Origin of the sequence: Streptomyces sp. NPDC058955 (assembly GCF_042741435.1) — a bacterium.
Taxonomy (GTDB): Bacteria; Actinomycetota; Actinomycetes; order Streptomycetales; family Streptomycetaceae; genus Streptomyces.
The window spans coordinates 28,785-54,479 of sequence record NZ_JBHYKM010000047.1 but is presented as its reverse complement, the minus strand read 5'-3'; the positions used below and the strand labels follow the sequence as shown (position 1 = coordinate 54,479).

General features: G+C 72.1%; 26 protein-coding genes. 7 read left to right on the top strand and 19 right to left on the bottom strand.

Features of this window, described 5'->3' with window-relative positions; genetic code table 11:
• Positions 1-132 precede the first annotated feature (132 nt).
• From ACFW1I_RS19695 to ACFW1I_RS19680, 4 genes are read right to left on the bottom strand one after another with little or no spacing between them, the layout of a single operon-like run.
• Positions 133-795, bottom strand: coding sequence for a response regulator (locus ACFW1I_RS19695; protein ID WP_384671458.1), 663 nt, complete (start codon positions 793-795; stop codon positions 133-135).
• On the bottom strand, positions 792-2,018 hold the full coding sequence (locus ACFW1I_RS19690) for a sensor histidine kinase (RefSeq protein WP_384671455.1): 1,227 nt from the start codon (positions 2,016-2,018) through the stop codon (positions 792-794). Before ACFW1I_RS19690 ends, ACFW1I_RS19695 begins: the two co-directional genes overlap by 4 nt.
• Before the next feature lie 31 nt (positions 2,019-2,049).
• Positions 2,050-2,835 carry an ABC transporter permease gene (locus tag ACFW1I_RS19685; RefSeq protein WP_384671453.1) on the bottom strand — a complete coding sequence of 262 codons (786 nt, stop codon included), beginning with the start codon at positions 2,833-2,835 and terminating at the stop codon, positions 2,050-2,052.
• A complete protein-coding gene (locus ACFW1I_RS19680; protein WP_384671451.1) occupies positions 2,832-3,737 on the bottom strand; it encodes an ABC transporter ATP-binding protein in 906 nt (301 codons plus the stop codon). The genes ACFW1I_RS19685 and ACFW1I_RS19680 overlap by 4 nt, the downstream gene beginning before the upstream one ends.
• A gap of 145 nt (positions 3,738-3,882) precedes the next feature.
• Between ACFW1I_RS19680 and ACFW1I_RS19675 the strand changes: the two genes are divergently transcribed.
• Complete coding sequence (locus ACFW1I_RS19675; protein WP_384671449.1) at positions 3,883-4,440, top strand: GNAT family N-acetyltransferase; 558 nt, start codon at positions 3,883-3,885, stop codon at positions 4,438-4,440.
• Here ACFW1I_RS19675 and ACFW1I_RS19670 read toward each other — a convergent pair.
• Genes ACFW1I_RS19670 through ACFW1I_RS19645 form a run of 6 tightly spaced genes read right to left on the bottom strand, consistent with a single transcriptional unit; the run spans position 4,437 to position 11,409 of the window.
• Positions 4,437-5,894: a type IV secretory system conjugative DNA transfer family protein gene (locus tag ACFW1I_RS19670; protein ID WP_384671447.1), complete on the bottom strand. Its 1,458-nt coding sequence runs from the start codon at positions 5,892-5,894 to the stop codon at positions 4,437-4,439. The genes ACFW1I_RS19675 and ACFW1I_RS19670 overlap by 4 nt on opposite strands.
• A gap of 1 nt (position 5,895) precedes the next feature.
• On the bottom strand, positions 5,896-7,293 hold the full coding sequence (locus ACFW1I_RS19665; RefSeq protein ID WP_384671445.1) for an ATP-binding protein: 1,398 nt from the start codon (positions 7,291-7,293) through the stop codon (positions 5,896-5,898).
• A gap of 20 nt (positions 7,294-7,313) precedes the next feature.
• Positions 7,314-8,867 (bottom strand): SCO6880 family protein, encoded by a 1,554-nt coding sequence (locus ACFW1I_RS19660; protein ID WP_384671443.1) that lies wholly within the window; start codon positions 8,865-8,867, stop codon positions 7,314-7,316.
• Positions 8,864-10,234 (bottom strand): hypothetical protein, encoded by a 1,371-nt coding sequence (locus ACFW1I_RS19655; RefSeq protein ID WP_384671441.1) that lies wholly within the window; start codon positions 10,232-10,234, stop codon positions 8,864-8,866. Before ACFW1I_RS19655 ends, ACFW1I_RS19660 begins: the two co-directional genes overlap by 4 nt.
• Complete coding sequence (locus ACFW1I_RS19650; RefSeq protein ID WP_384671439.1) at positions 10,224-11,048, bottom strand: hypothetical protein; 825 nt, start codon at positions 11,046-11,048, stop codon at positions 10,224-10,226. The genes ACFW1I_RS19655 and ACFW1I_RS19650 overlap by 11 nt, the downstream gene beginning before the upstream one ends.
• 52 nt (positions 11,049-11,100) lie before the next feature.
• Positions 11,101-11,409 carry a hypothetical protein gene (locus ACFW1I_RS19645; protein ID WP_030495498.1) on the bottom strand — a complete coding sequence of 103 codons (309 nt, stop codon included), beginning with the start codon at positions 11,407-11,409 and terminating at the stop codon, positions 11,101-11,103.
• A 339-nt stretch (positions 11,410-11,748) separates the two neighbouring features.
• Here ACFW1I_RS19645 and ACFW1I_RS19640 point away from each other — a divergent pair, with 339 nt between their 5' ends.
• Positions 11,749-12,789, top strand: coding sequence for an NlpC/P60 family protein (locus ACFW1I_RS19640; RefSeq protein ID WP_384671437.1), 1,041 nt, complete (start codon positions 11,749-11,751; stop codon positions 12,787-12,789).
• A gap of 246 nt (positions 12,790-13,035) precedes the next feature.
• Complete coding sequence (locus ACFW1I_RS19635; RefSeq protein WP_384671435.1) at positions 13,036-13,767, top strand: phosphatase PAP2 family protein; 732 nt, start codon at positions 13,036-13,038, stop codon at positions 13,765-13,767.
• Here the strand turns inward: ACFW1I_RS19635 and ACFW1I_RS19630 are convergent.
• Positions 13,764-13,940, bottom strand: coding sequence for a hypothetical protein (locus ACFW1I_RS19630; RefSeq protein WP_384671433.1), 177 nt, complete (start codon positions 13,938-13,940; stop codon positions 13,764-13,766). The genes ACFW1I_RS19635 and ACFW1I_RS19630 overlap by 4 nt on opposite strands.
• Before the next feature lie 84 nt (positions 13,941-14,024).
• On the opposite strand from ACFW1I_RS19630, the gene ACFW1I_RS19625 reads away from it, so the two are divergent.
• Positions 14,025-14,852, top strand: coding sequence for a hypothetical protein (locus tag ACFW1I_RS19625; RefSeq protein WP_384671430.1), 828 nt, complete (start codon positions 14,025-14,027; stop codon positions 14,850-14,852).
• A gap of 119 nt (positions 14,853-14,971) precedes the next feature.
• Complete coding sequence (locus tag ACFW1I_RS19620) at positions 14,972-15,139, top strand: hypothetical protein (protein WP_319008913.1); 168 nt, start codon at positions 14,972-14,974, stop codon at positions 15,137-15,139.
• Between the two features lie 9 nt (positions 15,140-15,148).
• On the opposite strand, the gene ACFW1I_RS19615 is transcribed toward ACFW1I_RS19620, so the two are convergent.
• A complete protein-coding gene (locus ACFW1I_RS19615) occupies positions 15,149-15,502 on the bottom strand; it encodes a metal-sensitive transcriptional regulator (protein ID WP_384671428.1) in 354 nt (117 codons plus the stop codon).
• Between the two features lie 197 nt (positions 15,503-15,699).
• Here ACFW1I_RS19615 and ACFW1I_RS19610 point away from each other — a divergent pair, with 197 nt between their 5' ends.
• Together ACFW1I_RS19610 and ACFW1I_RS19605 are read left to right on the top strand one after the other, a co-directional pair.
• Positions 15,700-16,320 carry a DUF47 domain-containing protein gene (locus ACFW1I_RS19610; protein ID WP_030495503.1) on the top strand — a complete coding sequence of 207 codons (621 nt, stop codon included), beginning with the start codon at positions 15,700-15,702 and terminating at the stop codon, positions 16,318-16,320.
• 6 nt (positions 16,321-16,326) lie between these two features.
• Positions 16,327-17,325, top strand: a complete 999-nt coding sequence (locus ACFW1I_RS19605; RefSeq protein WP_384671424.1) for an anion permease — start codon at positions 16,327-16,329, stop codon at positions 17,323-17,325.
• A gap of 137 nt (positions 17,326-17,462) precedes the next feature.
• On the opposite strand, the gene pstB is transcribed toward ACFW1I_RS19605, so the two are convergent.
• The 7 genes from pstB to ACFW1I_RS19570 form a co-directional block, all read right to left on the bottom strand.
• A complete protein-coding gene (gene pstB / locus ACFW1I_RS19600) occupies positions 17,463-18,239 on the bottom strand; it encodes a phosphate ABC transporter ATP-binding protein PstB (RefSeq protein ID WP_360607851.1) in 777 nt (258 codons plus the stop codon).
• A 22-nt stretch (positions 18,240-18,261) separates the two neighbouring features.
• Positions 18,262-19,335, bottom strand: a complete 1,074-nt coding sequence (gene pstA, locus ACFW1I_RS19595) for a phosphate ABC transporter permease PstA (RefSeq protein WP_384671422.1) — start codon at positions 19,333-19,335, stop codon at positions 18,262-18,264.
• Complete coding sequence (gene pstC, locus ACFW1I_RS19590; RefSeq protein ID WP_384671420.1) at positions 19,332-20,315, bottom strand: phosphate ABC transporter permease subunit PstC; 984 nt, start codon at positions 20,313-20,315, stop codon at positions 19,332-19,334. The genes pstA and pstC overlap by 4 nt, the downstream gene beginning before the upstream one ends.
• A 112-nt stretch (positions 20,316-20,427) precedes the next feature.
• Positions 20,428-21,567, bottom strand: coding sequence for a phosphate ABC transporter substrate-binding protein PstS (gene pstS, locus ACFW1I_RS19585; protein ID WP_384671417.1), 1,140 nt, complete (start codon positions 21,565-21,567; stop codon positions 20,428-20,430).
• A gap of 273 nt (positions 21,568-21,840) precedes the next feature.
• Positions 21,841-22,287, bottom strand: a complete 447-nt coding sequence (locus ACFW1I_RS19580) for an NUDIX hydrolase (RefSeq protein WP_384671414.1) — start codon at positions 22,285-22,287, stop codon at positions 21,841-21,843.
• A complete protein-coding gene (locus ACFW1I_RS19575) occupies positions 22,284-23,285 on the bottom strand; it encodes a CHAD domain-containing protein (RefSeq protein ID WP_384671411.1) in 1,002 nt (333 codons plus the stop codon). Before ACFW1I_RS19575 ends, ACFW1I_RS19580 begins: the two co-directional genes overlap by 4 nt.
• Positions 23,272-25,515 carry an RNA degradosome polyphosphate kinase gene (locus ACFW1I_RS19570; RefSeq protein ID WP_384671407.1) on the bottom strand — a complete coding sequence of 748 codons (2,244 nt, stop codon included), beginning with the start codon at positions 25,513-25,515 and terminating at the stop codon, positions 23,272-23,274. The genes ACFW1I_RS19575 and ACFW1I_RS19570 overlap by 14 nt, the downstream gene beginning before the upstream one ends.
• Positions 25,516-25,695 lie beyond the last annotated feature (180 nt).

Genomic DNA, 25,695 nt, shown 5'->3' with positions numbered 1-25,695 from the left:
GTACTGCAGGGGGGACCCTGTGGGAGAGTAGGACGCCGCCGAACAATCATTGTGGGAAAGCCCCGCACCTTCTGGTGCGGGGCTTTTCTGCGTTCCGAGCCATTCCTCCAGGCCCGTAACCCGGGCCCGTTTCTAGGCCGGCTTCACCAGGTGGGTGTCGTACGCCAGGATGACGGCCTGGACGCGGTCCCTTGTCCCTGTCTTGGCCAGGATGCGCCCCACGTGGGTCTTCACCGTGGACTCCGCGAGGTGCAGGCGTGCGGCGATCTCCGTGTTGGTCCAGCCCTGGCCGATGACCGTGAGGATCTCGCGTTCGCGGTCCGTCAGCGCGGACAGACGGGGGTCCTCCGCGGTGGGGGTGCCGGAGGCGGGCAGGTGGTGGATGTAGGTGTCCAGGAGTCGGCGGGTGAGGCTCGGGGCGACGACCGCGTCTCCGGCGGCGACCGCGCGGACGCCGGCGAGGAGTTCCTCCGGCTGGGCGTCCTTCACCAGGAAGCCGCTCGCGCCGGCGCGGAGGCCGTCGTAGGCGTACTCGTCGAGGTCGAACGTGGTGATGATGAGGACGCGGGTGCGGGCGCCCGCCGCGATGATGCGGCGGGTGGCCTCGATGCCGTCCAGGCCCGGCATGCGGATGTCCATCAGGACCACGTCCGGATGGTGGGCGGCGACCTGGCGGACGGCCTCGGTGCCGTTGGCGGCCTCTCCGACGACCGTCATGTCGTCCTGGCTCTCCAGGAGCATGCGGAAGCCGAAGCGCTGCATCGGCTGGTCGTCGGCGATCAGAACCGTCGTCACGGGCGGTGTTCCTCCGGAGTGGTGGGGATGCGGAGCCGTACCTGCCAGCCGGTGCCGTCCGGCAGGGGGCCGCAGTCGAGTGTGCCGTCGTACAGCGCCGCGCGCTCGCGCATTCCGGTGAGGCCCTGGCCCTGCCCCGGGGTGGTGGACGGGGTGCCCGTGTCGGTGACGGTGACCAGGACGGCGTCAGGGCCGGCCGCCACCCGGACGGTGGCCCTCGCTCCCGGGCCCGCGTGTTTGAGGGTGTTCGTCAGGGACTCCTGGACCACCCGGTAGACCGTCAGCTGGGCGCCCGGCGGCAGCGGCGGGAGCGGTGCGGGCAGCTCCGAGGCGACCGGCAGGCCCGCCTTCCGTACGCCCTCCAGGAGGGACTCCAGGTCGTCCAGGGTCGGTTGGGGGCTGCGGGCGGCGGCCGGGGTGTCGTCGGGGGCGGACAGGACGCCCAGGAGGCGGCGGAGTTCGTCCAGGGCCTGGCGGCTCGTGGTGCCGATCGCGTCCAGGGCCTGCGCGGCCCGCTCGGGGCTCTTCGCCGCCGCGTACCGGCCGCCGTCCGCGAGGCCCGTGATGACCGAGAGGTTGTGGCCGATGATGTCGTGCATCTCCCGGGCGATCCGGGCCCGTTCGGCCGCCGCGGCCAGCCGGACCTCCTGGTCCCGCTCGATCTCCAGCCGGCGGGCCCGGTCCACCAGGCTCGCGGTGTGGTCGCGGCGGGAGCGGACCGTGATGCCGAGCAGGGCGACGATCGCGTACGCCCACAGGATCGGCACCACGTGCTGGTCCCACGCGTCGCCGTCGAAGCGGAGGCCGCCGAGGAGCACCGGGGGCGCCAGGAGGGCGAAGGCCCACGGCAGGCGGCGCGGCGGGCGGGTCAGGGCGATGTGGAAGAGCGGCAGGGCCTGGAGGAACGCGGCCTGGAGGAAGGCGCCCGACGCCTCGCTGACGAGGGCCGCCGGCGCCATCACGGCGAGGACCGTGGTGGGCCGGCGGCGGCGCGCGTACAGGGGGAGGGAGAGGGCCAGGCTGAGCAGGACGATCAGGCCGGAGGGGAGCGAGGGGTCCCGGGCCACGTTCCGCCAGCCGCCCGCCGCGTCCACCAGGGCGGCGGTCGTCCAGCCCAGCGTCAGGACGGTGTCCCAGAGCCAGGGGCGGGCGGCGTCCGCCGCCCGGACGCGGGTGATGAGCTGCTGCGTCCACCGGCTGGGTGCCGTCGTCTCCGTCGTCACCTCGTCATCATCCCCGTCATCGGCTCCGTCCTCAGCCCCGTACGTCCCGGCGGCGGAGCACCAGCGCGGGGGCCGCGAGCGCCGCCGCGGCCCACAGGGCGAGGGCGAGCAGGGCGGCTCCGGCGGAGGGGGCGTCCGGGAGCGGGGTCGCCGAGCCGAGGACGCCGGCGGCCTGGGTGGGGAAGTAGCGCAGGGCGGTGTCGACGGCGTCGTACGGGAGCATCCCGATGACCTCGGGGAGGACCAGGACGCCGCCGATGAAGGCGCCGAGCGCGCCGGGCACCGAGCGGAGCGCGGCGCCCAGGCCGAGGGCGAGGAGCGAGAGGAGGGTGAGGCCGGCCGCGTTGCCGGCGAGGGCCCCGAGGACGCCGTCGTCGGTGAGGGCGGCGGCCTGGTCGGTGTCGCCGAGGAAGACCTGGGCGGTGAGGAAGGTCGTCACGTTCGTCAGCAGGCAGAGGACGAAGACCGTGGCGCCGAGGACCGCGGCCTTGGCCCACAGCACCGGCAGCCGCCGGGGGACGGCCGTGAAGGTGGCCCGGGCCAGGCCGGAGGAGTACTCGCCGGCGGTGACCAGGATGCCGAGGACGGCGAGGCAGACACCGCCCAGCTGCGAGCCGAAGAGGGTGAGGACGACGGTGTCGACGTCCGAGTCGCCGCCGTCGGAGGTGTACGTGGTGCCCATCAGGACGCCGACGCCGAGGACGAGCAGGACCGAGGCCAGGACCGTGATCCAGGTCGAGCGGAGCGTCCACAGCTTGTGCCACTCGGAGCGGAGCACGCGCGCGTGCGTGAGGCGGACGGCGGTGGTGGTGGTCACGCGGGGGCTCCCTGGTATTCGACGGAGTCGTGGGTGAGGTCCATGAACGCCTGCTCCAGGGAGGCGGTCTCGGGGGTGAGGGCGTGGAGTTCGACGGCGTGGGCGGCGGCGATCCGGCCGATCGCGGGCGCGTCCAGGCCGGTGACCCGGAGGGTGCCGGGGCCCTCGTCGGTGGTGCGGGCGGGGGCCGGGAGGAGGGTGCGGAGGCGGTCCGCGTCGGGGGAGACGACGAGGACGGAGGCGGCGCCCGCGTCGCGCACGAGGTCGGCGACGGTGGTGTCGGCGAGGAGCCGGCCCTTGCCGATGACGACGAGCCGGTCGGCGGTCAGGGCCATCTCGCTCATCAGGTGCGAGGAGACGAGGACCGTACGGCCCTCGGCGGCGAGCTCCCGCAGGAGGGTGCGGACCCAGCGGACGCCCTCCGGGTCGAGGCCGTTGACGGGCTCGTCGAGGACGACGGCGGCGGGGTCGCCGAGGAGGGCGGCGGCGATGCCGAGGCGCTGGCCCATGCCGAGGGAGAAGCCCTTCACGCGGCGGCCGGCGACCTCGGTGAGGCCGGTGACGCCGAGGACGTGCTCGACGCGGGTCCGCGGGATGCCGTGGGTGTGGGCGAGGGCCATCAGGTGGTGGAAGGCGGTGCGGCCCGGGTGGAAGGAGCGGGCGTCGAGGAGGGCGCCGACCTGGGTGAGCGGCGCCGGGTGGGCGGCGTACGCGCGGCCGTCGACGGTCGCGGTGCCCCGGGTCGGGGCGTCGAGGCCGAGGATCATGCGCAAAGTGGTGGACTTCCCGGCGCCGTTGGGGCCGAGGAAGCCGGTGACGGTGCCGGGGCGGACGGTGAACGAGAGGTCCCGGACGACGGTGCGGTCGCCGTACCGCTTGGTGAGTCGCTCTGCTCGGATCATGGCTCCGACGCTACGGAGCGGGTGGGCCGGGGGCGTCCGACCGTGGTCGGCAGCGGGCCGGGCGGTGTCGTACCGGGGTACCACGCACGACCCTGAGCTGCGAATCTCCCTTGTGGACGGGGGCGGCGGCGGGTGAGGATGCCGCATGAACTTCGAGATCCGTACCGTCCTGGCCGACGAGTGGGAGCAGGTGCGCGAGCTGCGGCTCGCCGCGCTGCTCGACCCCGTCGCGCACCTCGCCTTCCTGGAGACCCACGAGGACGCCGTCGCGCGTCCGGACGACTTCTGGAAGGAGCGGACGGAGAACGGTTCGACGACCGGCGCGGGGCGGGTGCGGCAGTTCGTCGCCGAGACGCCCGAGGGGCGCTGGCTGGGTTCGGTGACGGTGCTCGTCGAACGGCCCACGGACGAGGTGCGGTTCGGGGATCCTGCGAAGGTCGACCAGACCCATCTGGTGGGCGTCTACGTGCGGCCCGAGGCGCGCGGCAGCGGCGTGATCGACGCGCTGTTCCGGGCGGCCGTGGAGTGGTCGTGGACCGTGGCGGGGATCGAGCGCGTCCGGCTGTACGTGCACGAGGAGAACGCCCGGGCCGCCGCCTTCTACCGCCGCTTCGGCTTCGTCCCGTCCGGCGAGCGGGTCCCGGTGCCCGGCGACACGGGCGCGTACGAGGACGAGTACGAGCTGCTGCCCGCCCGGTCCTAGTGGAGCGAGCGCTCGGGCCAGCGGGTGCGGGCCTGTTCGGGGGAGCGCATCAGGGCCAGGGTGGGGAGGCCGCGGGCCGGGCCGTCGGCGAGGAGGGCCGGCAGGTCGGGGAGCGGGGCGACGGCGGCGACGTCGTCGAGGACCAGCGTCAGTGGTGGGTCGAGCCGACCGTCGGATGACCGTGCGGCCATGCGGCGGCCGTGCTCGACCACGTGCGACGCGAGCGCGGTGAGGAGGGGCATCGCGCCCGGGTGGGTGCGCGGATCCTCGATCGGCTCGCCCACCACGTAGAGGGTGCCCCCTTCGGCGAGGAAAGATGCCAGGGCCAGCGAATCCGTTCGATTCGGGGTGCACGCCTCGCGGATGTGGACCGAGGAGAAGGCGGAGAACGCACGGGCCGTCAGTTCCTGGGCCAGGCGCCGGGTCTCGGGGTGGGCGGTGAGCGCCGCTTCGAGCAGGCCGGCGAGGCCGGAGGCGGCCTTGGGGTGGCCGCGGAGGATCCGTACCGGCTCGTGGGCGTCGGCGCCCTGGGCCCAGCGGTGGACCTGGCGGAACGGGCGGCCGTCGACGGCGGCGGCGTGCAGCCAGCAGCGCAGGAGCGTTTCCGCGGTGCCGGCCGTGGCCGCGTCGAGCCGTGCGTGCGGGCGGACCGGGGCGAGCAGCGCGGCGGCGCGGGCCTGGGCGGTGTCCGGGTCGGCGCACCCCTCGGCCGGGGACCAGTGGAGGCGGGCCGGGGTGTCGCAGAGGTGGCCGGGGTCGTAGACGAGGACCGGGCCGAGCTTGCCGCGGACGTCCTTGGTGTCGGCCCAGACGGTGGGGTCGGAGGTGACGACCAGGACCGGTCCCTCGGCGTCGTGGACGGCCTGGACGGCGAGGGGGCGGCGGGTCTCCGGCGGGCCGTAGACGGTGCCGGGTTCTGTTGCCGGTGCTGGTACGGGCGCCGGTGCGGGCACCGGAGGCTGCGCCGTCTGCGGCGGGATGTGCGGCTCGGGGGTCGCGGGCGTCGTCTTCCGAGGGGGTACGGGGGCGGGCGCGGGCTCCTGCGCGGGTGCGGGCACCGGGGCCGGGTCGGCCGTCGGCGCGTACGCCCCCGCCCTGCGCTGCGCGCGGACCGCCCGCCAGCGGGCGAAGGTGCCGAGGAGGAAGACCGCGAGGACGGCGAGGATCATCGCCTGGCCGATGACCAGGCCCCAGAAGAGCCCGTAGCCGGAGAGCTGGCCCGGCGGGGTGTCCGGCCAGGCCGCCGGCAGGTCGGTCGGGGCGGTGACCAGGGCGCGCAGGGCCGGCGGGGTGCGGGTGAGCGCCACCCCGTCGGGCCAGGCGCCGTGCGCGAGCAGCCCCGCCAGGCCGGTCGCGGACCAGACGAGCAGGGAGGCGCCGAGGATCAGGGCGAACAGCCCGATCAGGAACCCGTCGGAGACGCCGCCGCCCTGCCTCTGCCGTGCCTCGGTCACGTCACGCCACCGTCGACCGGGGATTGTCGTCCAGCTGACGTTCCATCATCAGCGCGCGCTGCTCGGTCTCCCACTCCAGGTCCGGGTCGGCGGGGCCGGAGGACTCGGTCATGGCGCGGTCGGTGTAGACGAGCGGGCGTTCCCGTTCGGTGATGAGGTGTTTGACCACCTGCACGTTGCCGTTGACGTCCCAGACGGCGATGCCGGGGGTCAGGGTCGGGATGATCTCGACGGCCCAGCGGGGCAGGCCGAGGACCCGGCCGGTGTTGCGGGCCTCGTCGGCCTTCTGGGCGTAGACGGTCCGGGTCGAGGCCATCTTGAGGATCGCCGCGGCCTCCTTGGCGGCCGCTCCGTCGACGACGTCGGAGAGGTGGTGGACGACGGCGACGAAGGACAGGCCGAGGCGGCGGCCGAACTTGAGCAGGCGCTGGAACAGCTGGGCCACGAAGGGGCTGTTGATGATGTGCCAGGCCTCCTCGACGAGGAAGATGCGCTTCTTCCGGTCGGGGCGGATCCAGGTGTGTTCCAGCCACACGCCGACGATCGCCATGAGGATGGGCATGGCGATGGAGTTGCGGTCGATGTGGGAGAGGTCGAAGACGATCAGGGGCGCGTCGAGGTCGATGCCGACCGTGGTCGGGCCGTCGAACATGCCGCGCAGGTCGCCGTCGACCAGCCGGTCGAGCACCAGGGCGACGTCCAGGCCCCAGGCCCGTACGTCGTCTATGTCGACGTTCATCGCCTCCGCCGACTCGGCCTCCGGGTGGCGGAGGCGTTCGACGATGTCGGTGAGGATCGGCTGGCGGTCGGTGATGTGCTCGTTGACGTGGGCGTGGGCGACCTTCAGCGCGAAGCCGGAGCGCTCGTCGAGGCCGTGGCCCATCGCCACCTCGATGATGGTGCGCAGCAGGGCGAGCTGGCCGGTGGTGGTGATGGCGGGGTCGAGCGGGTTGAGGCGGATCCCGGAGTCGTTGGCGACCATGGGGTCCAGGCGGATGGGGGTTATCCCCAGCTCCTGGGCGATGAGGTTCCACTCGCCGACGCCGTCCTCGCCCTGGGCGTCGAGGACGACGACCTGCCGGTCGCGGAAGCGGAGCTGGCGGAGCACGTACGTCTTCTCCAGCGCGGACTTGCCGTTGCCGGACTCGCCGAGGACGAGCCAGTGGGGGGCGGGGAGCTGCTGCCCGTACAGCTGGAAGGGGTCGTAGACGTAGCCCTTGCCGCTGTAGACCTCGCGGCCGATGATCACGCCGGAGTCGCCGAGGCCGGGGGCGGCGGTCGGCAGGTAGACGGCCTGGGCCTGCCCGGTGGAGGTGCGCACGGGCAGGCGGGTGGTCTCCACCTTGCCGAGGACGAAGGAGGTGAAGGCTTCGGTGAGGACGGACAGCGGATCTCGCATCGGTCGGTGCCCCTTCGGCCCTAGCGGCGGATGCCGGTCGCGAACGGCAGGGTGTTCACAAAGGCCCGGTGGTGCTCGCGGTCGCACCACTCCAGCTTGAGGTACGACTTGCCGGCGGAGGCCCTGATCGTGCGCTTGTCGCGGGCCAGGGCCTCGGGCGAGCGCGCCGATACGGTGATGTACCCGACGAGGTTGACGCCTGCCGCGCCGCTGGCGAGATCTTCACCCCGCTGGTCGAGCCGGCCGTGGGCGGCGATGTCGCGCGGGTCGACGGTGCGGTTCATCTTGGCCTGGCGGGACGCCTCGGCCTCGTCGTTGGTCTTCTCGGTGAGCATGCGCTCGATCGCGACCTCGGTGGGCTCCAGGTCCATGGTGACGGCGACGGTGCGGATGACGTCGGGGGTGTGGACGAGGAGCGGGGCGAGGAAGTTCACGCCGACCGGGGTCATCGGCCACTCCTTGACCCAGGCGGTGGCGTGGCACCAGGGGGCGCGGGTGGAGGACTCGCGGGTCTTGGCCTGGAGGTAGGTGGCCTCCATGGCGTCGAGTTCGGCGGGCCAAGCGTTTCGTTTCGTCATGGCCTGGATGTGGTCGATCGGGTGGTCCGGGTCGTACATGGAGTGGACCAGGGAGGCGAGCCGGGACTGGCCGAGGGGCTGGCGGACCCGGATGTCGGCCTCGGTGAGGCGGGCGCAGATGTCGGTGAGCTCGCGGGCCATGACGACGGCGAGGCCGCCGTCGCGGTCGAGGCGGCGGGCGCCGGAGGCGTGCTTGGCGGCGTGGGCCATGGCGTTGGCCTCGGCGGCGAGGTCGCGCGTGTAGTGCATGCAGGCGACGAGGTAGGCGCGGTGCTGCTCGCTGGAGGTGGAGACCATGGACTGGAGCTGGTCGTACGACTCCTGGAGCCAGCCGGGCGCGGTCGGGTCGCCGCGCTGGGCGACGTCCTTGGCGTGGGCGTCGGGGTCGGCGGGGAGGGTGCGGGCCAGCATCTGGAGGCGGGTGACGAAGCCGTCGCCGTTGGCGACGTGCTTGAGGAGGGTGCCGAACCGGTCGACGAGGGCCTCCTGGTCCTCGGAGTCGCGCAGGCCGACGCCGGGGCCCTCGATCTCGATGGCGGCGGTGACGGTGCGGCGGTCGGCGTGCAGCAGGACGGCGATCTCGTCGGGGCCGAAGGGGGCGGAGAGCCAGCTGACGCGGCCGATGCCGGGGGGCGGGCCGACCTCGACCTCGCGGCCGTCGAGGCGGGTGCCGGCCTCGACGGCGGTGGAGCGGTAGGCGGTGCCGCGCTTGAGCATCCGCTTGTAGCTGCGGTTGATCTCGAACCACTTGTAGAACGTGCGCTGCTTGTACGGGAGGTACACGGCGGCGATGGCGAGCATGGGCAGGCCGGCGAGGAGCGCGATCCGCAGGGGGAGGAGGGGGACGAGGAGCCCGCTCATCATGCCGAGGAAGGCGCCGACGACGATCAGGGCGATCTCGCCGGTCTCGCGGTTCTTGCCGACGATCGCGTTCGGCCGGGCGCGGCCGATGAGATACGTGCGGCGGGGCGTGACCGGATGGGACTGGGTCGTCAACGCCCTGCACCTCCAGAGTTCTTGCGGTTGCTGTGCGGGGTTCCCGCGGTGGGGCTGCTGCTGCGGGGCGGGGGCGTGGCGCCGCTGCCCTGGGGGGTGCGGCTGCTGTGGGCGGCGACGCCGCCGGACAGCTGGTTCGCGGGGCGGGGGGTGGCGGAGGAGGGGGCCTGGCCGCCGCCGGAGCCGCTGTCGCGGGTGCTGTGGGTCTTGATGCCCTGGGAGACGAGGGAGGCGGGGGAGGAGATGACGGCCGCGGCCGCGTTCTCCCCGGCGCGGTGGAGGCGGTTGTTGCGGGAGGCGACGATCTCGTCGCCGAAGCCGGGCACGAAGCGGTAGATCATCGCGGAGGCGAAGATGGCGAGCAGGATGATCGCGAGGCCGGAGACGACGGCGGAGAAGGAGTCGGGTCCGGTGCCGGAGGAGAGGGCGCCGGCGAGGCCGAGGACGATCACGATGATCGGCTTGACCAGGATGACGGCGATCATGATGCCGGCCCAGCGGCGGACGTGGCCCCACATGTTCTTGTCGACGAGGCCGGAGTAGACGACGACGCCGAGGAGGGCGCCGACGTAGAGGAGCACGGCGCGGAGGAAGAGCTCCAGGTAGAGCACGCCGGCGGCGAGGACGGTGACCAGGCTGACGATGATCAGCATGATCGGTCCGCCGCTGATGCTGTCGCCCTTCTGGAGGGCCTGCTTGAACGCGCCGAAGAAGACGTCGGTCTGCTGGCCGGTGCCGGAGGCGATGACCTCGGTGACGGCGTCGGTGGCGTTGACGACGGTGTAGAGGATCAGCGGGGTGAAGGCGGAGGCGAGGACGGTCAGCCAGAGGAAGCCGATGGCCTCGGAGAAGGCGGTGGTGAGCGGCACGCCGCGCATGGCGCGCTTGGCGACGGCGAGCAGCCAGAGGAGGAGGGTGAGGAAGGTGGCGGCGGCGAAGACGACGGCGTACCGGGCGAGGAACTCGGTGTTCGTGAAGTCGACCTCGGCGGTCTCCTTCACGGCCTTGGAGAGGTAGTCGACGATGGCGACGGCGGCGTCGGCGCATCCGCGCGCGAGGGAGGAGAGGGGGTCGAGGGCTGAGGCGGGGTCGTTGACCGTGCCGGAGGAGGAGCCTCCGCCGCCGGTGCCGCCGGTGCCCTGCCCTTCGCAGTAGTCCCGGGCGGTGTCGCTGAGCAGTTCGCAGGGGTTGTTGCTCGCTCCCGGTGTGGGAGTGGCGGCGCCCGACGGGGTGCCGCCCGACGGGGTGGCGCCGGGCGTCGGGGTGGGGGCGGCGACGGCGCGGCCCGCGAGGAGGACGACGGCGACCTGGGCGGAGCCCAGGACGGCGGCGGCGCGGGTGAGGAGGGCGGCGGGCCTACCGGGCATAGGTGAAGCCTCCGAACTGTTCGACGGCGTCCGCCATGTCCTGGGCCGAGGAGGCCCGCTGGTCGCGGCCGACCGGGACCGGGCCGTCCTTCTGGCGGACGTCGGTGATCTTCCAGTCGCCGCCGGTCCAGAGGAGCTCGTACGTCTTGGTGTACCAGGCTTCGGAGACCGGGTTCCTCGACTCCTCGCCGGCGAGGCCGAACAGGTACGAGTGCCAGACGGACACCGTCGCCCGGTCACCCGAGTACGACTCCACCTTGGTCCCCACGGGGATGGTCCGGGCGACGAAGGTGAGCCCCTGGGGGGCCGTGCCGTCCTCCTGGAGGCCGATGCGGCCGAGGAGTGCCTTGTCGCCGTACCCCTTGTCGAGGTCGGCGACGCGGGCGTCGACGACCTCCGGGGCGTACACCGCCCGTACCAGGGCCTCGCGGGGGCCCTTCTGGTACATGTCCGTGGAGCCCAGGGCCGTCGCGTAGTTGGCGGCGGCGCTCTGGGCGCCTTGTTCGTCGTGGGCGTAGCCGGTGGGGACGGTGCCGTCGTGGCCGGTGACCGGGCGGGTGCCGGTGGGGGCGGTGGCGGCCTTGCCGGGGGTGCCGGTGGAGGGGGTCGCGCCCTCCGGTCCGTCGCCGCCGCGGTTGGCGAAGGCGATGGCGGCGACGAGCAGCACGACCACGCCCACGGCCATGAGCAGGGAGCGTGAGCCGCGGGCGGGGCGGCGGGTGCCGCCGTGGACGTCACCGGTGTTGCCCTCGGGCAGGCGGGTACGGGTCTGGCCCGAGCCGCCGTAGCCGTCGTGCTCGTCGCCGGGACTCATGCCGGGTACGCCCCCTCGTTCTTTCGTGGGTGGGACCGCAGATGACGTGCGGTCAGATCGCCATTCCGTAGACGATGGTGAAGAGGGTTCCGAGGGAGCCGATGATGAAGACGCCGGTGAGGCCGGCGACGATCAGGCCCTTGCCCTGTTCGGCGCTGAAGGTGTCGCGGAGCGCGGTCGCGCCGATGCGCTGCTTGGCCGCGCCCCAGATGGCGATGCCGAGGCAGAGCAGGATGGCCACGGCCATCACGACCTCGATCATGATCTTCGCTTCGGCGCCCAGGCTCCCGAAAGGACCCCAGTTCGGGGCGATTCCACCGATGATGGTGGTGATGTCGCCCTTCTCGGCCGCCAGGTACATATAACTCACCGCCCCTGTCGGGTCGTTGGTCACCCCTGCCGGACGGCATGGGTCATCGCCACTATCTTCGCTGATGAAACCGCTCGCGTGTGACGGCTTGGCGGCTCTCTTTACCCGATCCCCGTACATGTGACCGGTTCGACCGTCTTGACCTGCGGCGGTGCGACCGGATTCCATGCGAAGAAGCGTATGGTCACTCTGTGTATCACGGAGGGTGACTCCGGGCAATGATTGTCGTTGTTGCACTCTTGGGGCCGCGTCGGGCACGCGCCGTCCCCAGGGGAGGCCGCCCCGCCTAGACTTGCGTCCCGGGGCGTACTGCCAGGAGCCGAGGGGTGGTTGACGGTGCGTAGGGCGGGCAAGGCGTGGCTGCTGGCCGGCGGGGCGTTCGGCGTCTGCGCCGGGTTCCTGGCCCTGCTGCTGGTCGGTACGTACGCGGCGGCGGCCGGCTTCCTCGGCGGCGCGGGTACGGCGGCGACCGGCACGGTGGCGTTGGCCAAGGGCGCGGTGCCGGCGGCGTACCAGGGGCTCGTGCAGCGCTGGGGCAACCTGTGCCCGGAGATCAACCCGGCGCTCCTCGCGGCGCAGCTGTACCAGGAGAGCGGCTGGAACCCGCGCGCGGTGTCGCCGGCGAACGCCCGGGGCATCGCGCAGTTCATCCCCGGCACCTGGGCCAGCCACGGCGTCGACGGCGACGGGGACGGCGACAAGGACATCTGGGACCCGCAGGACGCGATCCCCTCGGCCGCCTCGTACGACTGCGCGCTGGCGAAGGACGTGCGGGGCGTGCCGGGCGATCCGGCGAGCAACATGCTGGCGGCGTACAACGCCGGCCCCTACGCGGTCATCGAGAACCGGGGCGTCCCGCCCTACCGCGAGACGCAGAACTACGTGCGGATCATCCGGTCCCTGGCGAAGAGCTTCGCCCGCCCGCAGGGCCGGGTGGCGCCCTCGCAGCAGGCGGCGGGCGCGATCCACTACGCGCAGGGCAAGCTCGGCACCCCCTACCTGTGGGGCGGCACCGGCACGGCGGCGCAGGGCGGGCGGTTCGACTGCTCGGGCCTGACCCAGGCCGCGTACCGGGAGGTGGGGATCGAACTGCCCCGGGTGGCCAACGACCAGTACAACGCGGGGCCGCACCCGAGCCGGGACGAGCTGCTCCCCGGCGACCTGGTCTTCTTCTCCGACGACCTGACGAACTCGCGGGCGATCCGGCACGTCGGCATCTACGTGGGCGGCGGCTACATGATCGACGCGCCGCGGACCGGGGCGGTGATCCGCTTCGACCGGATCGACACGCCCGACTACTTCGGCGCGACCCGGGTCACGAAGGACGGGGCCGCCGCCCTGCCCACCCGACCTCCCGGGACACAGGCGTGATCTGACGGGCCGACGGGCCGACGGGCCGGCGGAGCGACGCGTACGGACCCCCTGTCCGGAACTCTCCGTCAGGCACAGGCCCTGAGCTGCGAGGAAGCGTCACTCTTCGGTAACGTCATCATGATCCACGGGGGACTGCGGAACGCCTGCCTCAGCGGGTTCGTTCCCCCTCATGTCCGACCACGGGGGTTGGCAGCCCGGCACGCGACAGAGCCCGGCACACGAGAGAGCAAGGGGCCGCGGCAGATGGCTGAACTCGCATCGGACGGTTCCAGTCCCGATGTCGGCCTGCTGTACGACATCAACGGGCTGGCCAAGGACGCCCCCGCGTGGTTCGACCGGGTCATGGAGTTCACCGGCGAGTACGGGATCATGCTCGCGATGGTCCTCGTGGTGCTCTGGTGCTGGTGGAGCGTCCGCCGCCGCGGCACCCTCGCGGACTCCGTCACCGCCGTCGCCGCCCTCGTCTGGGCCCCGCTCGCGGCCGGCGTCGCCCTGCTGGTCAACATCCCCATCCGCGGCTTCGTCGAACGTCCCCGCCCCTTCGTCGACCACGACGGCCTGGAGGTGCTGGTCGAGGGGAAGACCGACTACTCCTTCGTCAGCGACCACGCGACCATGGCGATGGCGATCGCCGTCGCCCTCTTCGTCGCCCACCGCCGCTTCGGCCTCGCCGCCATCGGCCTCGCCCTCGCCGAGGGCTTCGCCCGCGTCTACATGGGCGTCCACTACCCGACCGACGTCGTCGGCGGCCTCGCCCTCGGTACGGCCGTGGCGCTGCTCCTCGCCCCGCTGACCCTCGCGCTGCTCACCCCGCTGGTCTCCGCCGTCGCGCGCTCGCGCCGCGGCGCGAGGCTGGTGCGCTCCCGCCGGGCCGACACGCCCGCCGCGGTCCGCGCCGAGACGGTCGGCATCCCCGAACCCCGCCTCGGCGGCCCCGCCGACGACGGCCGCGACGAGAAGGGCCTCGCGGCCTAGGGCCGTGCCTCGCGGTCGTCTTTCGCGCACACGTGCTCGGCGGCGTCGGTGCGGGCGCGGTCGCGGGAGCGGCGGGCCGGGCCCGCCCATCCGCAGGTACAGCGGGCCACGGCGAAGGAACCGCGCTCCGTCGTCGTCGTGTGATGCGGGCCGGTCGCGGACTGCTCATGCACGCCCCCCACCGTACTGCGCGTGACGGCTCGCCCGTGCCGTCGTTATCCGCATCGGGAATCCAGGCTTTTGGGGGTCGACGGGCGATGGTGGTGCAGCGGTACGGGCGTCCGCGCGGGATCGGCGGCGGGGCGCTCGCCGTCACCGCGTCCCTGGTCGCCGCGGCGGTCACCGGATGTGCCGCCCCCCGGGATCCCGAGCAGCCGCCGGACCCGGCCGGCGCCGTGCGCGGCGCCGCCGACGCCCTGGTCCGCGCCGGCACCTCCAAGGCGTCGACCGCGATGGAGATGGCCGCCGGCGGCACCCGCGTCACCATCCGCGGCGAGGGCGGCTACGACTTCCGCACCCGCACCGGCCGGCTCCAGGTGGTCCTGCCCAAGGACGCGGCCGGCACCAGCGCGCACCGGCCCATCACCGAGCTGTTCACCCCCGGCGCCCTGTACATGAAGAACCGCGGCGCCGGCGTCCCCGCCGACAAGTGGGTGCGGGTCGACACCACCACCCTCGACGACGGCAACCTGGTCACCGGCGGCGCCACCGACCCCGGGGCGGCGGCCGAGTTGCTGCGCGGGGCGCGGGACGTGACGTACGTGGGGGAGACCGAGCTCGCGGGGGTGCGGGTGCGGCACTACCGGGGCGTCGCCGACATCGGCGCGGCGGCGAAGCTGGCCGCGCCGCAGCTGCGGGGCGCGCTCGCCGCGGCGGCGAAAGGGTTCACCACCGACGCCGTGCCCTTCGACGCGTACCTCGACGGCGCCGGCCGGCTGCGCAAGGTCCGCCACCAGTTCAGCTTCAGCAACCAGGGGCGCACGGTCGCCGTCGCCTCGACGACCCTGCTGTACGGCTTCGGGACGCGGGTCACCGTGAGCCTGCCGGACGGGCGGGACATCTACGCCGGGAAGGTCGAGGTCTGACGCCGGCCGGACCGGCGCGTGGTTCGGACCATCGCCAAATGGTCCGTCCGTGTCATGCGCGGTCCGTGGCCCGATCCCTACGCTGGGACACCGACTCCGGCAGGAAGAGGTGAATGCGCGTGGCTCCGCCCGGTACCGCGACCGCGACCGCTGACCCCGACCGCGTCGCCCTCGCCGAGATAGAGCTGTGCGGCGAGCTGATCATCGCCGCCTCGGCGGCGGACGGGGAGCGGCTCAGCGCCGACCTCATCGACGAGGTCCTCCGGGTCGAACCGGCGGGCCGGTAGCCCGCCGGCTCAGGTGCGCAGCATCCGGCCGATCGCCTTGGTGGCCTCCGCGACCTTGGCGTCCAGGTCGCCGCCGCTGCTCGCCGCGTCGGCCACGCAGTGCCGCAGGTGCTCCTCCAGGAGCTGGAGGGCGAAGGACTGCAGCGCCTTCGTGGAGGCCGAGACCTGGGTGAGTATGTCGATGCAGTAGACGTCCTCGTCGACCATCCGCTGGAGACCTCGGATCTGGCCCTCGATCCGCCGCAGCCGCTTGAGGTGTTCGTCCTTCTGCTTGTGGTAGCCGTGCACCCCGTGGGCGTGGTCGGCCGGCTCGACGGATTCGACGGCCTGGGGGGTGACCTGGTCCGCCTCGGTGGTCGTCATCGCGTCCTCCCGTTGTCCAGATAAGGGGGTGTATACCCCTCGTGGGTATATGGTACCGATCCCCGCCGTTTGGGGGGCGGGGGTCTCGTGCAGATCACTGTGCCTGATGGGCGACACTGAGAGGACGCCGGTTAGCCGTGGCCGGATGATGCGCCTAGCATCAGCCTGACCGAAACCCAGCACCCCGAGGACCTCACGTGCGATTTCGCCTGACCCCCAGGGAGACGAGCTTCTACGACATGTTCGCCGCTTCCGCGGACAACATCGTCACGGGCTCGAAGCTCCTGATGGAACTGCTCGGAGCGGAACCTTCCGCCCGGGCCGAGATCGCGGAGCGGATGCGGGCAGCGGAGCACGCCGGCGACGACGCCACCCACGCGATCTTCCACCAGCTGAACTCCTCCTTCATCACGCCGTTCGACCGTGAGGACATCTACTCCCTCGCGTCGTCCCTCGACGACATCATGGACTTCATGGAGGAGGCCGTCGACCTGGTCGTCCTCTACAACATCGAGGAACTGCCCAAGGGCGTCGAGCAGCAGATCGAGGTCCTGGCCCGGGCGGCGGAGCTGACCGCCGAGGCGATGCCGAACCTGCGCACGATGGACAACCTCACCGAGTACTGGATCGAGGTCAACCGGCTGGAGAACCAGGCCGACCAGATCCACCGCAAGCTGCTCGCCCACCTCTTCAACGGCAAGTACGACGCCATCGAGGTGCTGAAGCTGAAGCAGGTCGTGGATGTGCTGGAAGAGGCGGCCGACGCCTTCGAGCACGTGGCGAACACGGTGGAGACCATCGCGGTCAAGGAGTCCTGAGGCTTCGTGGACACCTTCGCCCTGATCGTGACCATCGGTGTCGCGCTCGGCTTCACGTATACGAACGGCTTCCACGACTCGGCCAACGCGATCGCCACCTCGGTGTCGACGCGGGCGCTGACCCCGCGCGCCGCGCTGGCGATGGCGGCGGTCATGAACCTCGCCGGCGCCTTCATGGGCAGCGGGGTCGCCAAGACGGTCAGTGAGGGCCTGATCGAGACGCCGCACGGCGACAAGGGGATGGGCATCCTCTTCGCCGCGCTGGTCGGCGCGATCATCTGGAACCTGATCACCTGGTACTTCGGTCTGCCGTCCTCCTCCTCGCACGCGCTCTTCGGCGGCATGGTGGGCGCGGCGCTCGCCGGCGGCACCGAGGTCATCTGGGGCGGCGTCCTCGACAAGGTCGTCATCCCGATGTTCATCTCGCCGGTCGTCGGTCTCCTCGCCGGTTACCTGGTCATGTGCGCGATCATGTGGATGTTCCGCCGGGCCAACCCGCACAAGGCCAAGCGCGGCTTCCGCATCGCACAGACGGTGTCGGCGGCCGGCATGGCGCTCGGCCACGGTCTCCAGGACGCCCAGAAGACGATGGGCATCGTGGTGATGGCGCTGGTCATCGCGGATGTGCAGCAGCAGGGCGACGAGATCCCGATCTGGGTGAAGATCGCCTGCGCCGTGATGCTCTCGCTCGGTACGTACGCGGGCGGCTGGCGCATCATGCGGACCCTGGGCCGCAAGATCATCGAGCTGGACCCGCCGCAGGGCTTCGCGGCGGAGACGACCGGCGCGTCGATCATGTTCGGCTCGGCGTTCCTGTTCCACGCGCCGATCTCGACGACGCACGTCATCACCTCCGCGATCATGGGCGTCGGCGCGACGAAGCGCGTCAACGCGGTCCGCTGGGGCGTCGCCAAGAACATCATCCTCGGCTGGTTCATCACGATGCCGGCGGCGGCGATCGTGGCGGCACTGAGCTTCTACGTGGTGCAGCTGTTCTTCGGCTGACGGACGCGGACGAAATGGTCGGGCCCGGCTCCCCTGGGGGAGCCGGGCCCTTTCGTCTAGCGGTGGCACCGCCATGCAGCACCGCAGACGCGGTTGCCCGGCCCGTGCGCGCGGGGCGCACGGGCGGGACGCTCTGGTTATCCGAAGCGGCCGGAGATGTAGTCCTCGGTCGCCTGGACGCTCGGGTTGGAGAAGATGCGCTCGGTGTCGTCCAGCTCGATGAGCTTGCCGGGCTGGCCGACGGCCGCGAGGTTGAAGAAGGCGGTGCGGTCCGAGACGCGGGCGGCCTGCTGCATGTTGTGCGTCACGATGACGATCGTGAAGCGCTCCTTCAGCTCGCCGATCAGGTCCTCGATCGCGAGGGTCGAGATCGGGTCGAGGGCCGAGCAGGGCTCGTCCATCAGCAGGACGTCGGGCTCGACCGCGATGGCGCGGGCGATGCACAGGCGCTGCTGCTGACCGCCGGAGAGGCCGGAGCCCGGCTTGTTGAGGCGGTCCTTGACCTCGTTCCACAGGTTCGCGCCCTTGAGCGAGCGCTCCACGATGTCGGCCAGCTCGGACTTCTTGTACGAGCCGTTCAGCCGCAGGCCCGCCGCCACGTTGTCGAAGATCGACATGGTGGGGAAGGGGTTGGGGCGCTGGAACACCATGCCGACGGTGCGGCGGACCGCGACCGGGTCGACACCGGAGCCGTACAGGTTCTCGTCGTCCAGCATCACCTTGCCCTCGACGCGGCCGCCGGGGGTGACCTCGTGCATGCGGTTCAGGGTGCGCAGGAAGGTGGACTTGCCGCAGCCGGAGGGGCCGATGAAGGCCGTCACGGAGCGGGGCTCGACGGTCATGGAGATGTCGTCGATCGCCTTGTGGGCGCCGTAGTAGGCGGAGAGGCCGCTGACGTCGATTCGCTTGGCCATAACTAGTTCACTTCCGTTCGGCTCAGCGGCCGGTCTTCGGGGCCTTCCAGCGGGCGATGCCGCGGGCCACCAGGTTGAGGATCATGACGAAGGCGATCAGGACGAGCGCGGCGGCCCAGGCGCGGGCCACGGCGGCGTCGGTGCCGACCGCGTACTGCTCGTACACGTAGAGCGGCAGCGAGGACTGGGCGCCTTCGAAGGGGTTCGGGTTGATGAGCTTCGTACCGAACACGAGGAGCAGGACGGGGGCCGTCTCACCGGTGATGCGGGCGACCGCGAGCATGACGCCCGTGGTGATGCCGCCGATCGCGGTCGGGAGGACCACCTTCAGGATCGTGCGCCACTTCGGGACACCGAGGGCGAGGCTGGCCTCGCGGAGCTCGTTCGGGACGAGCTTGAGCATCTCCTCGGTGGAGCGGACGACGACCGGCATCATCAGGATGGCGAGGGCCATCGCACCGGCGAACCCGGAGGGGCCGAAGCCCAGCATCAGGGTCCAGGTGGACAGGATGAAGAGGCCGGCGACGATCGACGGGATGCCCGTCATGACGTCGACGAAGAAGGTGACGGCCTGGGCGAGCTTCCCGCCGCCGTACTCGACGAGGTAGACCGCGGTGAGCAGACCGATCGGGGCGGCGATCAGGGTCGCGATGCCGACCTGCTCCAGGGTGCCGAGGAGGGCGTGGTAGACGCCGCCGCCGGCCTCGGCGTCGAGGACGCCGTTCATCGAGTGGGTGAGGAAGTACACGTCGAGCACTTCCAGGCCCTTGCTGATCGTGACCCAGGCCAGCGAGACCAGCGGGATCACGGCGAGGACGAAGCAGACCCAGACGAGGCTGGTGGCGACGCGGTCCTTGGCCTGGCGGGAGCCCTCCACCTTGGTGGTGACGGCGAAGGTGACCAGGACGAAGAGGAGCGCGGAGATCAGGCCCCACTGCACCTTGCTGTGCCAGCCGGCGGCGAGGCCGATGCCGACGCCGGCGGCGATGGAGCCGGCCGCGACGGCGAGCGGGGTCCAGCGCGGGAGGCGGGCGTGGGAGAGCGGACCGCGGGGCTTGGCGAACGCGACCGGGCGTTCCTGGACGGCGTGGCTCATGCGTTGGCCCCCGAGTACTCCTTGCGGCGGGCGATGATCATGCGCGCGGCGCCGTTGACCAGCAGGGTGATGACGAAGAGGACGAGACCGGAGGCGATCAGCGCGTCCCGGCCGAACTCGTTGGCCTCGTTGAACTTCGCGGCGATGTTCTGGGCGAAGGTGCCGCCGCCCGGGTCGAGCAGGTGGCCCGAGAGCAGGAAGCTGGGCGAGAGGACCACGGCGACGGCCATGGTCTCGCCGAGCGCGCGGCCGAGGCCCAGCATGGAGGCGGAGATGATGCCGGAGCGGCCGAAGGGCAGCACCGCCATGCGGATGACCTCCCAGCGCGTGGCGCCGAGGGCGAGCGCGGCCTCCTCGTGCATCTTCGGGGCCTGGAGGAAGACCTCGCGGGTCACGTTGGTGATGATCGGGAGGATCATGATCGCCAGCAGGATGCCCACGGTGAAGAGGTTGCGGGCGACGCCGTCGGCGGACTTGTCGAAGATGTACGTCCAGCCCAGGTACTCGTCGAGCCACTGGTTGAGGCCGTCCAGGTACGGGACGAGGAAGATCGCGCCCCAGAGGCCGTAGATGATGCTGGGCACGGCGGCGAGCAGGTCGACGACGTACGCGAGCGGCTTGGCCAGCTTGCGCGGCGCGTAGTGCGAGATGAAGAGCGCGATGCCGATCGCGACCGGCACGGCGATGACCATGGCGATGATCGAGGAGACGACCGTGCCGAAGGCCAGGACGGCGATGCCGAAGACCGGCGGGGTGCCGGCCGGGTTCCACTCGAAGGTGGTGAAGAAGTTGGCCTCGTCCTTCGAGACGGCGAGGACGGTGCGGTAGGTCAGGAAGACCGCGATCGCGGCCATGATGACGAGCAGGGTGATGCCGGAGCCCTTGGAGAGGCCGCTGAAGATGCGGTCTCCGGGGCGGGCCGCGCTCTTGGCGCGCCTGCTCCTGTTCTTCTCTATGGCGGGTGGTGTCGTGGTAACCATCGGTTTCTCCGGTCTGCGGAGCCGTACGTCCGTACGGGCTCCTGGCGGCGGTGCACCGGATGCCGGGGGCGGCCTCCTCCACGGGAGGTGAGGGGCCGCCCCCGGCCGGGGGTCAGGACAGGGTCGGGACGATCGCGCGGACCTTGGCCGCGATCTCGGCCGGCATGGGGGCGTAGTCGGCGTCGGTGAGGACCTTCTGGCCCTCCTCGCTGATGGCGTAGTTGAGGAACGCCTTCAGGGTCGGCAGGGTGTCGGCCTTGTTGCCCTTGTCGCAGGCGATCTCGTAGGTGACGAGGACCAGCGGGTAGGCGCCCTCGGCCTTGGTGGCGTAGTCGAGGGAGAGGGCCACGTCGCTGCCGGTGCCCTTGACCTTGGCGGCGGCGATGGCCTTGGAGGCGTTCTCCGTGGTCGCGGCGACCGGGGCGGAGGCACCGGTGTTGACGCTGACCGTGGAGATCTTGTTGGCGGTCGCGTAGGAGAGCTCGAAGTAGCCGATGGAGCCCTCGGCGTCCTTGACCGCGGTGGCGACACCGGAGGAGCCGTTGGCGGCCTGGCCACCCTGGGCGGGCCACGACTTGGTCTTCGGGTCGTGCTTCCAGTCGGCCGGGGCGGCGGTGGAGAGGTACTTGCCCAGGTTCTGGGTGGTGCCGGACTCGTCCGAGCGGTGGAACGCCTGGATGGTGCTGTCCGGGAGCTTGGCGCCCGGGTTCAGCTTGGCGATCGCCGGGTCGTTCCACTTGGTGATCTTGTTGTCGAAGATCTTGGCGATGGTGGAGGCGTCCAGGACGAGGTTGTCCACGCCCTCCAGCTTGTAGCCGATGGCGATGGGGCCGCCGACCATGGGCAGGTTGATGCCCGTGCCGCCCTTGCAGATCTTCTTCGACTCGGCGACCTCCTCGTCCTTCAGGGCGGAGTCGGAGCCCGCGAAGGCGACCTGGCCCTGGTTGAACTTGGTGATGCCGCCGCCGGAGCCGATGGCCTGGTAGTTGACCTCGACACCGTCACAGGCCGCCTGGAAGTTCTTGACCCAGAGGTCCATCGCGTTCTTCTGCGCGCTGGAGCCCGCGGCGAGCAGCTGGCCCTTGGCGCCGTCGCACTTGATGTTCGACGCGGCGGCCGACGTCTTCTCGCCGCCGCCCTTGGTGGGCTCGTTGTTGTTGTCCGAGCCACACGCCGACAGGACCAGCGCACCGGAGACGACGAGGGCACCGATCGCGGAGGCGCGAAGCCCGTTCTTGCGCGAAAGCTTCACTTTCGGGTGTTCCTTCCAGAAGCCGCCGTGACCGGACCGGGTGTCCGTCGCTTCGAGGGCGGCGCGTGTCGGGTTGTGGGTGCATCGTCAGGCTCCGTGCACCGTGTAAGGCCGAAATTAGGCAGAACAGGTGAAGCCGCCAGCCGTGGAGAGTGAACGCGAGGTGAACCGTGCCGTAAGCCACGGTGCGGCCCGGCGCCGGGTGCCGGTCCCGCGGGCCCGGCGCGGCACGCGGTGTCCCGGGCGAGCCCGGGACGATCCCAACGACACGGCCTAAGGGGCGTCGGGCGGCTGTCGGCGCGGGGGCGCGGCCGTCGCCAGGAGGACGTCGAGCAGCTCGCGGTCGCGCGGCTGGGTGAGGCGGGTGCGGGCCTGTGCCGGCGGCAGCCAGCGCAGCCGGTCCACTTCCCGGCCCGGTACGAAGGTGCCGCCGAGTGCGCGGGCCGCCCAGTAGGCGACCTCCTTGGGGCGGCCGTCCACGGTGTACCGGACGGTGGGCAGCCGGGGGCCCAGCTCACAGTGGTGTCCGGTCTCCTCCAGGACCTCCCGCACCGCGCACGCCTCGGCGCTCTCGCCGCGCTTCCGCTTTCCCTTCGGATGCGACCAGTCGTCGTATTTCGGCCGGTGGACGAGCGCGATCTCGATGGCCCGCCCGTCCCCCGCCGCCGGGCGCCAGAGGACGCAGCCGGCGGCGAGGACGGGACGGGCGGCCTGGGTCATGGGACCGGGACGGCGGCGGTCTGCCAGGCGTTCTGGAAGGCGAAGCGGGCGGCTTCGACCTCGTGGCGCTGGTCGGCGTGGAGGACGCCGAGGGCGTACGCGGTGGCGGGGGCGATGCGGGGGGTGCGGGCCGCGGCGGCGGCCGCGGCGGCGGCCTCGGCGGCGTCGCGGTGCCGGTCGAGGGCCCGGGCCGCCTCGTACAGGAGGGCGTCGGGCTCGCGGCCGAGGGCCGTCACCTCGGTCGCGTACCGGTGGAGCCGCAGCAGCAGCCGGGTGTGGTGCCAGGGCGCGTCCTGGTTCTCGCCGGCCGCCAGGGCCAGCGCCTCCGCGTTGTACGGGTGGGCGGCGCGGGTCAGCGGCAGGGCCTCGACCGCGTCGAGGAGGCGGCGGCGGGCGACCGAGGCGGAGGCGTCGAGGACCTCGGGCGCGGGGGCCGCGCCGGCCGGGCCGAGCGGCACCTCGGAGGCGAGGAGGGCGACGGCGTCGGCGAGCGCGTGGAAGCGGGAGGAGCCGAGGGCCTGCAGGGCGGCCGAGTGGGCCCGGGTCCTGGCCAGGGTGAGCTGCCGCTCCAGGAGGGCGCCGGCCCGGGCGGCGCCGACGGTCAGCCCGGCGCTCTCCGAGCCGCGGGCGGCCGGCACCGGGCCGCCCCCGCCGGCCAGCCGGTTCAGCGCGTCCATCAGCCGCACCAGCCGGGAGGTGCACGCCTGCTCCTGGGCGAGGGTGCCGGAGAGCCAGGCCAGCTCGGTGCGGAGCTGGTCGGCCCAGGCCGGGTCGAGCAGCGGCCGGTAGGTGTGCAGGCTGCCGCTGATGCGGCGGGCGGCCGCCCGCAGGGTGCCGGCGGCCTCCTCCGCTCCGGACGTGTCCGCGCCGCTCTCGCCGTGCTGCCGCAGGCCGCGGAGGAAGTCCGCGGCCCGGGCGTGCAGGTAGGGAGCCAGGACCTCGCCCGCGGTCACGTCCTGCGTGGACGGTGTGGACTGCGTGGGGTCAAGGTTGTGCACGCCGGCGCCTCCGCGCGTCGATGAGCATCTCCTGCACGTGCCGCAGCGGCTTGCCCTCGGGGTCGGTCGCGTGGCGCGTCCAGTTCCCGTCCGGGCCGAGGTGCCAGGAGGAGGTGGTGTCGGACATCCCGGTCTCCAGGAGCCGGGTGAGGGCCGCCCGGTGGGCGGGGTCGGAGACCCGGACCAGGGCCTCGATGCGCCGGTCCAGGTTGCGGTGCATCATGTCGGCGCTGCCGAGCCAGACCTCGGGCTCGCCGCCGTTGCCGAAGGCGAAGACCCGGGAGTGCTCCAGGAAGCGGCCGAGGACGGAGCGGACCCGGATGTTCTCGGAGAGGCCGGGGACGCCGGGCCGTACGGCGCAGATGCCGCGGACCCAGATGTCGACCGGGACGCCGGCCTGGGAGGCCCGGTAGCAGGCGTCGATGACGGCCTCGTCGACCATCGAGTTGACCTTGATCTTCACGTACGCGGGCCGGCCCGCCCGGTGGTGGGCGATCTCCTTGGTGATCCGGGAGACCAGGCCGTCGCGGAGCGACTTCGGCGCGGTCAGCAGGCGCCGGTAGGTCTCGCGCCGGGAGTAGCCGGAGAGCCGGTTGAAGAGGTCGGAGAGGTCCGCGCCGACCTGCGGGTCGGCGGTGAGCAGGCCGAGGTCCTCGTAGAGCCGGGCCGTCTTCGGGTGGTAGTTGCCGGTGCCGACGTGCGAGTAGCGGCGCAGCACGTCGCCCTCCTGGCGCACCACCAGGGACAGCTTGCAGTGGGTCTTGAGGCCGACGAGGCCGTACACGACGTGGCAGCCGGCCTCCTCCAGCTTCCGCGCCCACTTGATGTTGGCCTGCTCGTCGAAGCGGGCCTTGATCTCGACGAGGACGAGGACCTGCTTGCCGGACTCGGCGGCGTCGATGAGGGCGTCGACTATCGGGGAGTCGCCGGAGGTCCGGTACAGCGTCTGCTTGATCGCGAGGACGTCCGGGTCGGCCGCCGCCTGCTCCAGGAACGCCTGCACGGAGGTGGAGAAGGAGTCGTACGGGTGGTGCAGCAGCACGTCCCGCTCGCGCAGCGCCGCGAAGATGTCGGGCGCGGACGCGGACTCGACCTCGGCGAGGTCACGGTGGGTGCCGGCGACGAACTTCGGGTACTTGAGCTCGGGCCGGTCCTGCGAGGCGATCCCGAAGAGCCCGGTCAGGTCGAGCGGGCCGGGCAGCGGGTAGACCTCGGCGTCGGAGATCTTCAGCTCGCGGACCAGCAGGTCGAGCACGTACGGGTCGATGGACTCCTCGACCTCCAGGCGGACCGGCGGGCCGAAGCGGCGCCGCATGAGCTCCTTCTCCAGCGCCTGGAGCAGGTTCTCGGCGTCGTCCTCCTCGACCTCCAGGTCCTCGTTCCTGGTCACCCGGAACATGTGGTGCGCCAGCACCTCCATGCCGGGGAACAGCTCCTCCAGGTGCGCCGCGATGACGTCCTCCAGCGGCACGTACCGCTGCGGGGACGCCTCCAGGAAGCGGGAGAGCAGCGGCGGCACCTTGACGCGGGCGAAGTGGCGGTGGCCGCTGACCGGGTTCCGTACGACCACGGCCAGGTTGAGGCTCAGGCCGGAGATGTACGGGAAGGGGTGCGCCGGGTCCACGGCGAGCGGGGTGAGGACGGGGAAGATCTGCTGCCGGAAGAGGGTGAAGAGCCGGGCCTGCTCCTTCTCCGTGAGGTCCGGCCAGCGCATCAGGTGGATGCCCTCGTCGGCCAGCGCGGGGGAGACGTCCTGCTGGAAGCAGGCGGCGTGCCGGGCCATCAGCTCGCGCGAGCGGGTCCAGATGAGGTCGAGGACCTCGCGGGGCTGGAGGCCGGAGGCGGAGCGGGTGGCGACGCCGGTGGCGATGCGGCGCTTGAGGCCGGCGACGCGGACCATGAAGAACTCGTCGAGGTTCGAGGCGAAGATCGCGAGGAAGTTCGCCCGTTCGAGGAGCGGGGTGGCCGGGTCCTCGGCGAGTTCGAGGACGCGCTCGTTGAAGGCGAGCCAGCTGCGCTCGCGGTCGAGGAAGCGGCCCTGGGGCAGCTCGGCGGAGGCGTCCTCGTCGGCCTCGTACGCGTCGATCTCGGAGTCGAGGTCGGGTTCGAGATCGCCCGCGGGTCCGCCGTTCACGGCATGCGGGCGGTGCGCCGCTATGGAACCCAGGGACGGCTGCGGGGACGCGGTGGCGGAGGTCTGGACCGGGACCTCGGCGGGCTGCTGGCTCATGGACCCATTCTTCCGCGCGAAAGGGTCCTCGGGCGCGTCGGAGCGGGCCGTGGGGGAGGGCAGTCTCCCCTTGGGAAGTCTTCCGGCGGGGAGTCCCCCGCCGGATGTGATCACGGATCGCTTCATTGCGTGAGCGTCGCAAGCGCGTCTGAATGGCCGGTAACGACGACATGTCGTACG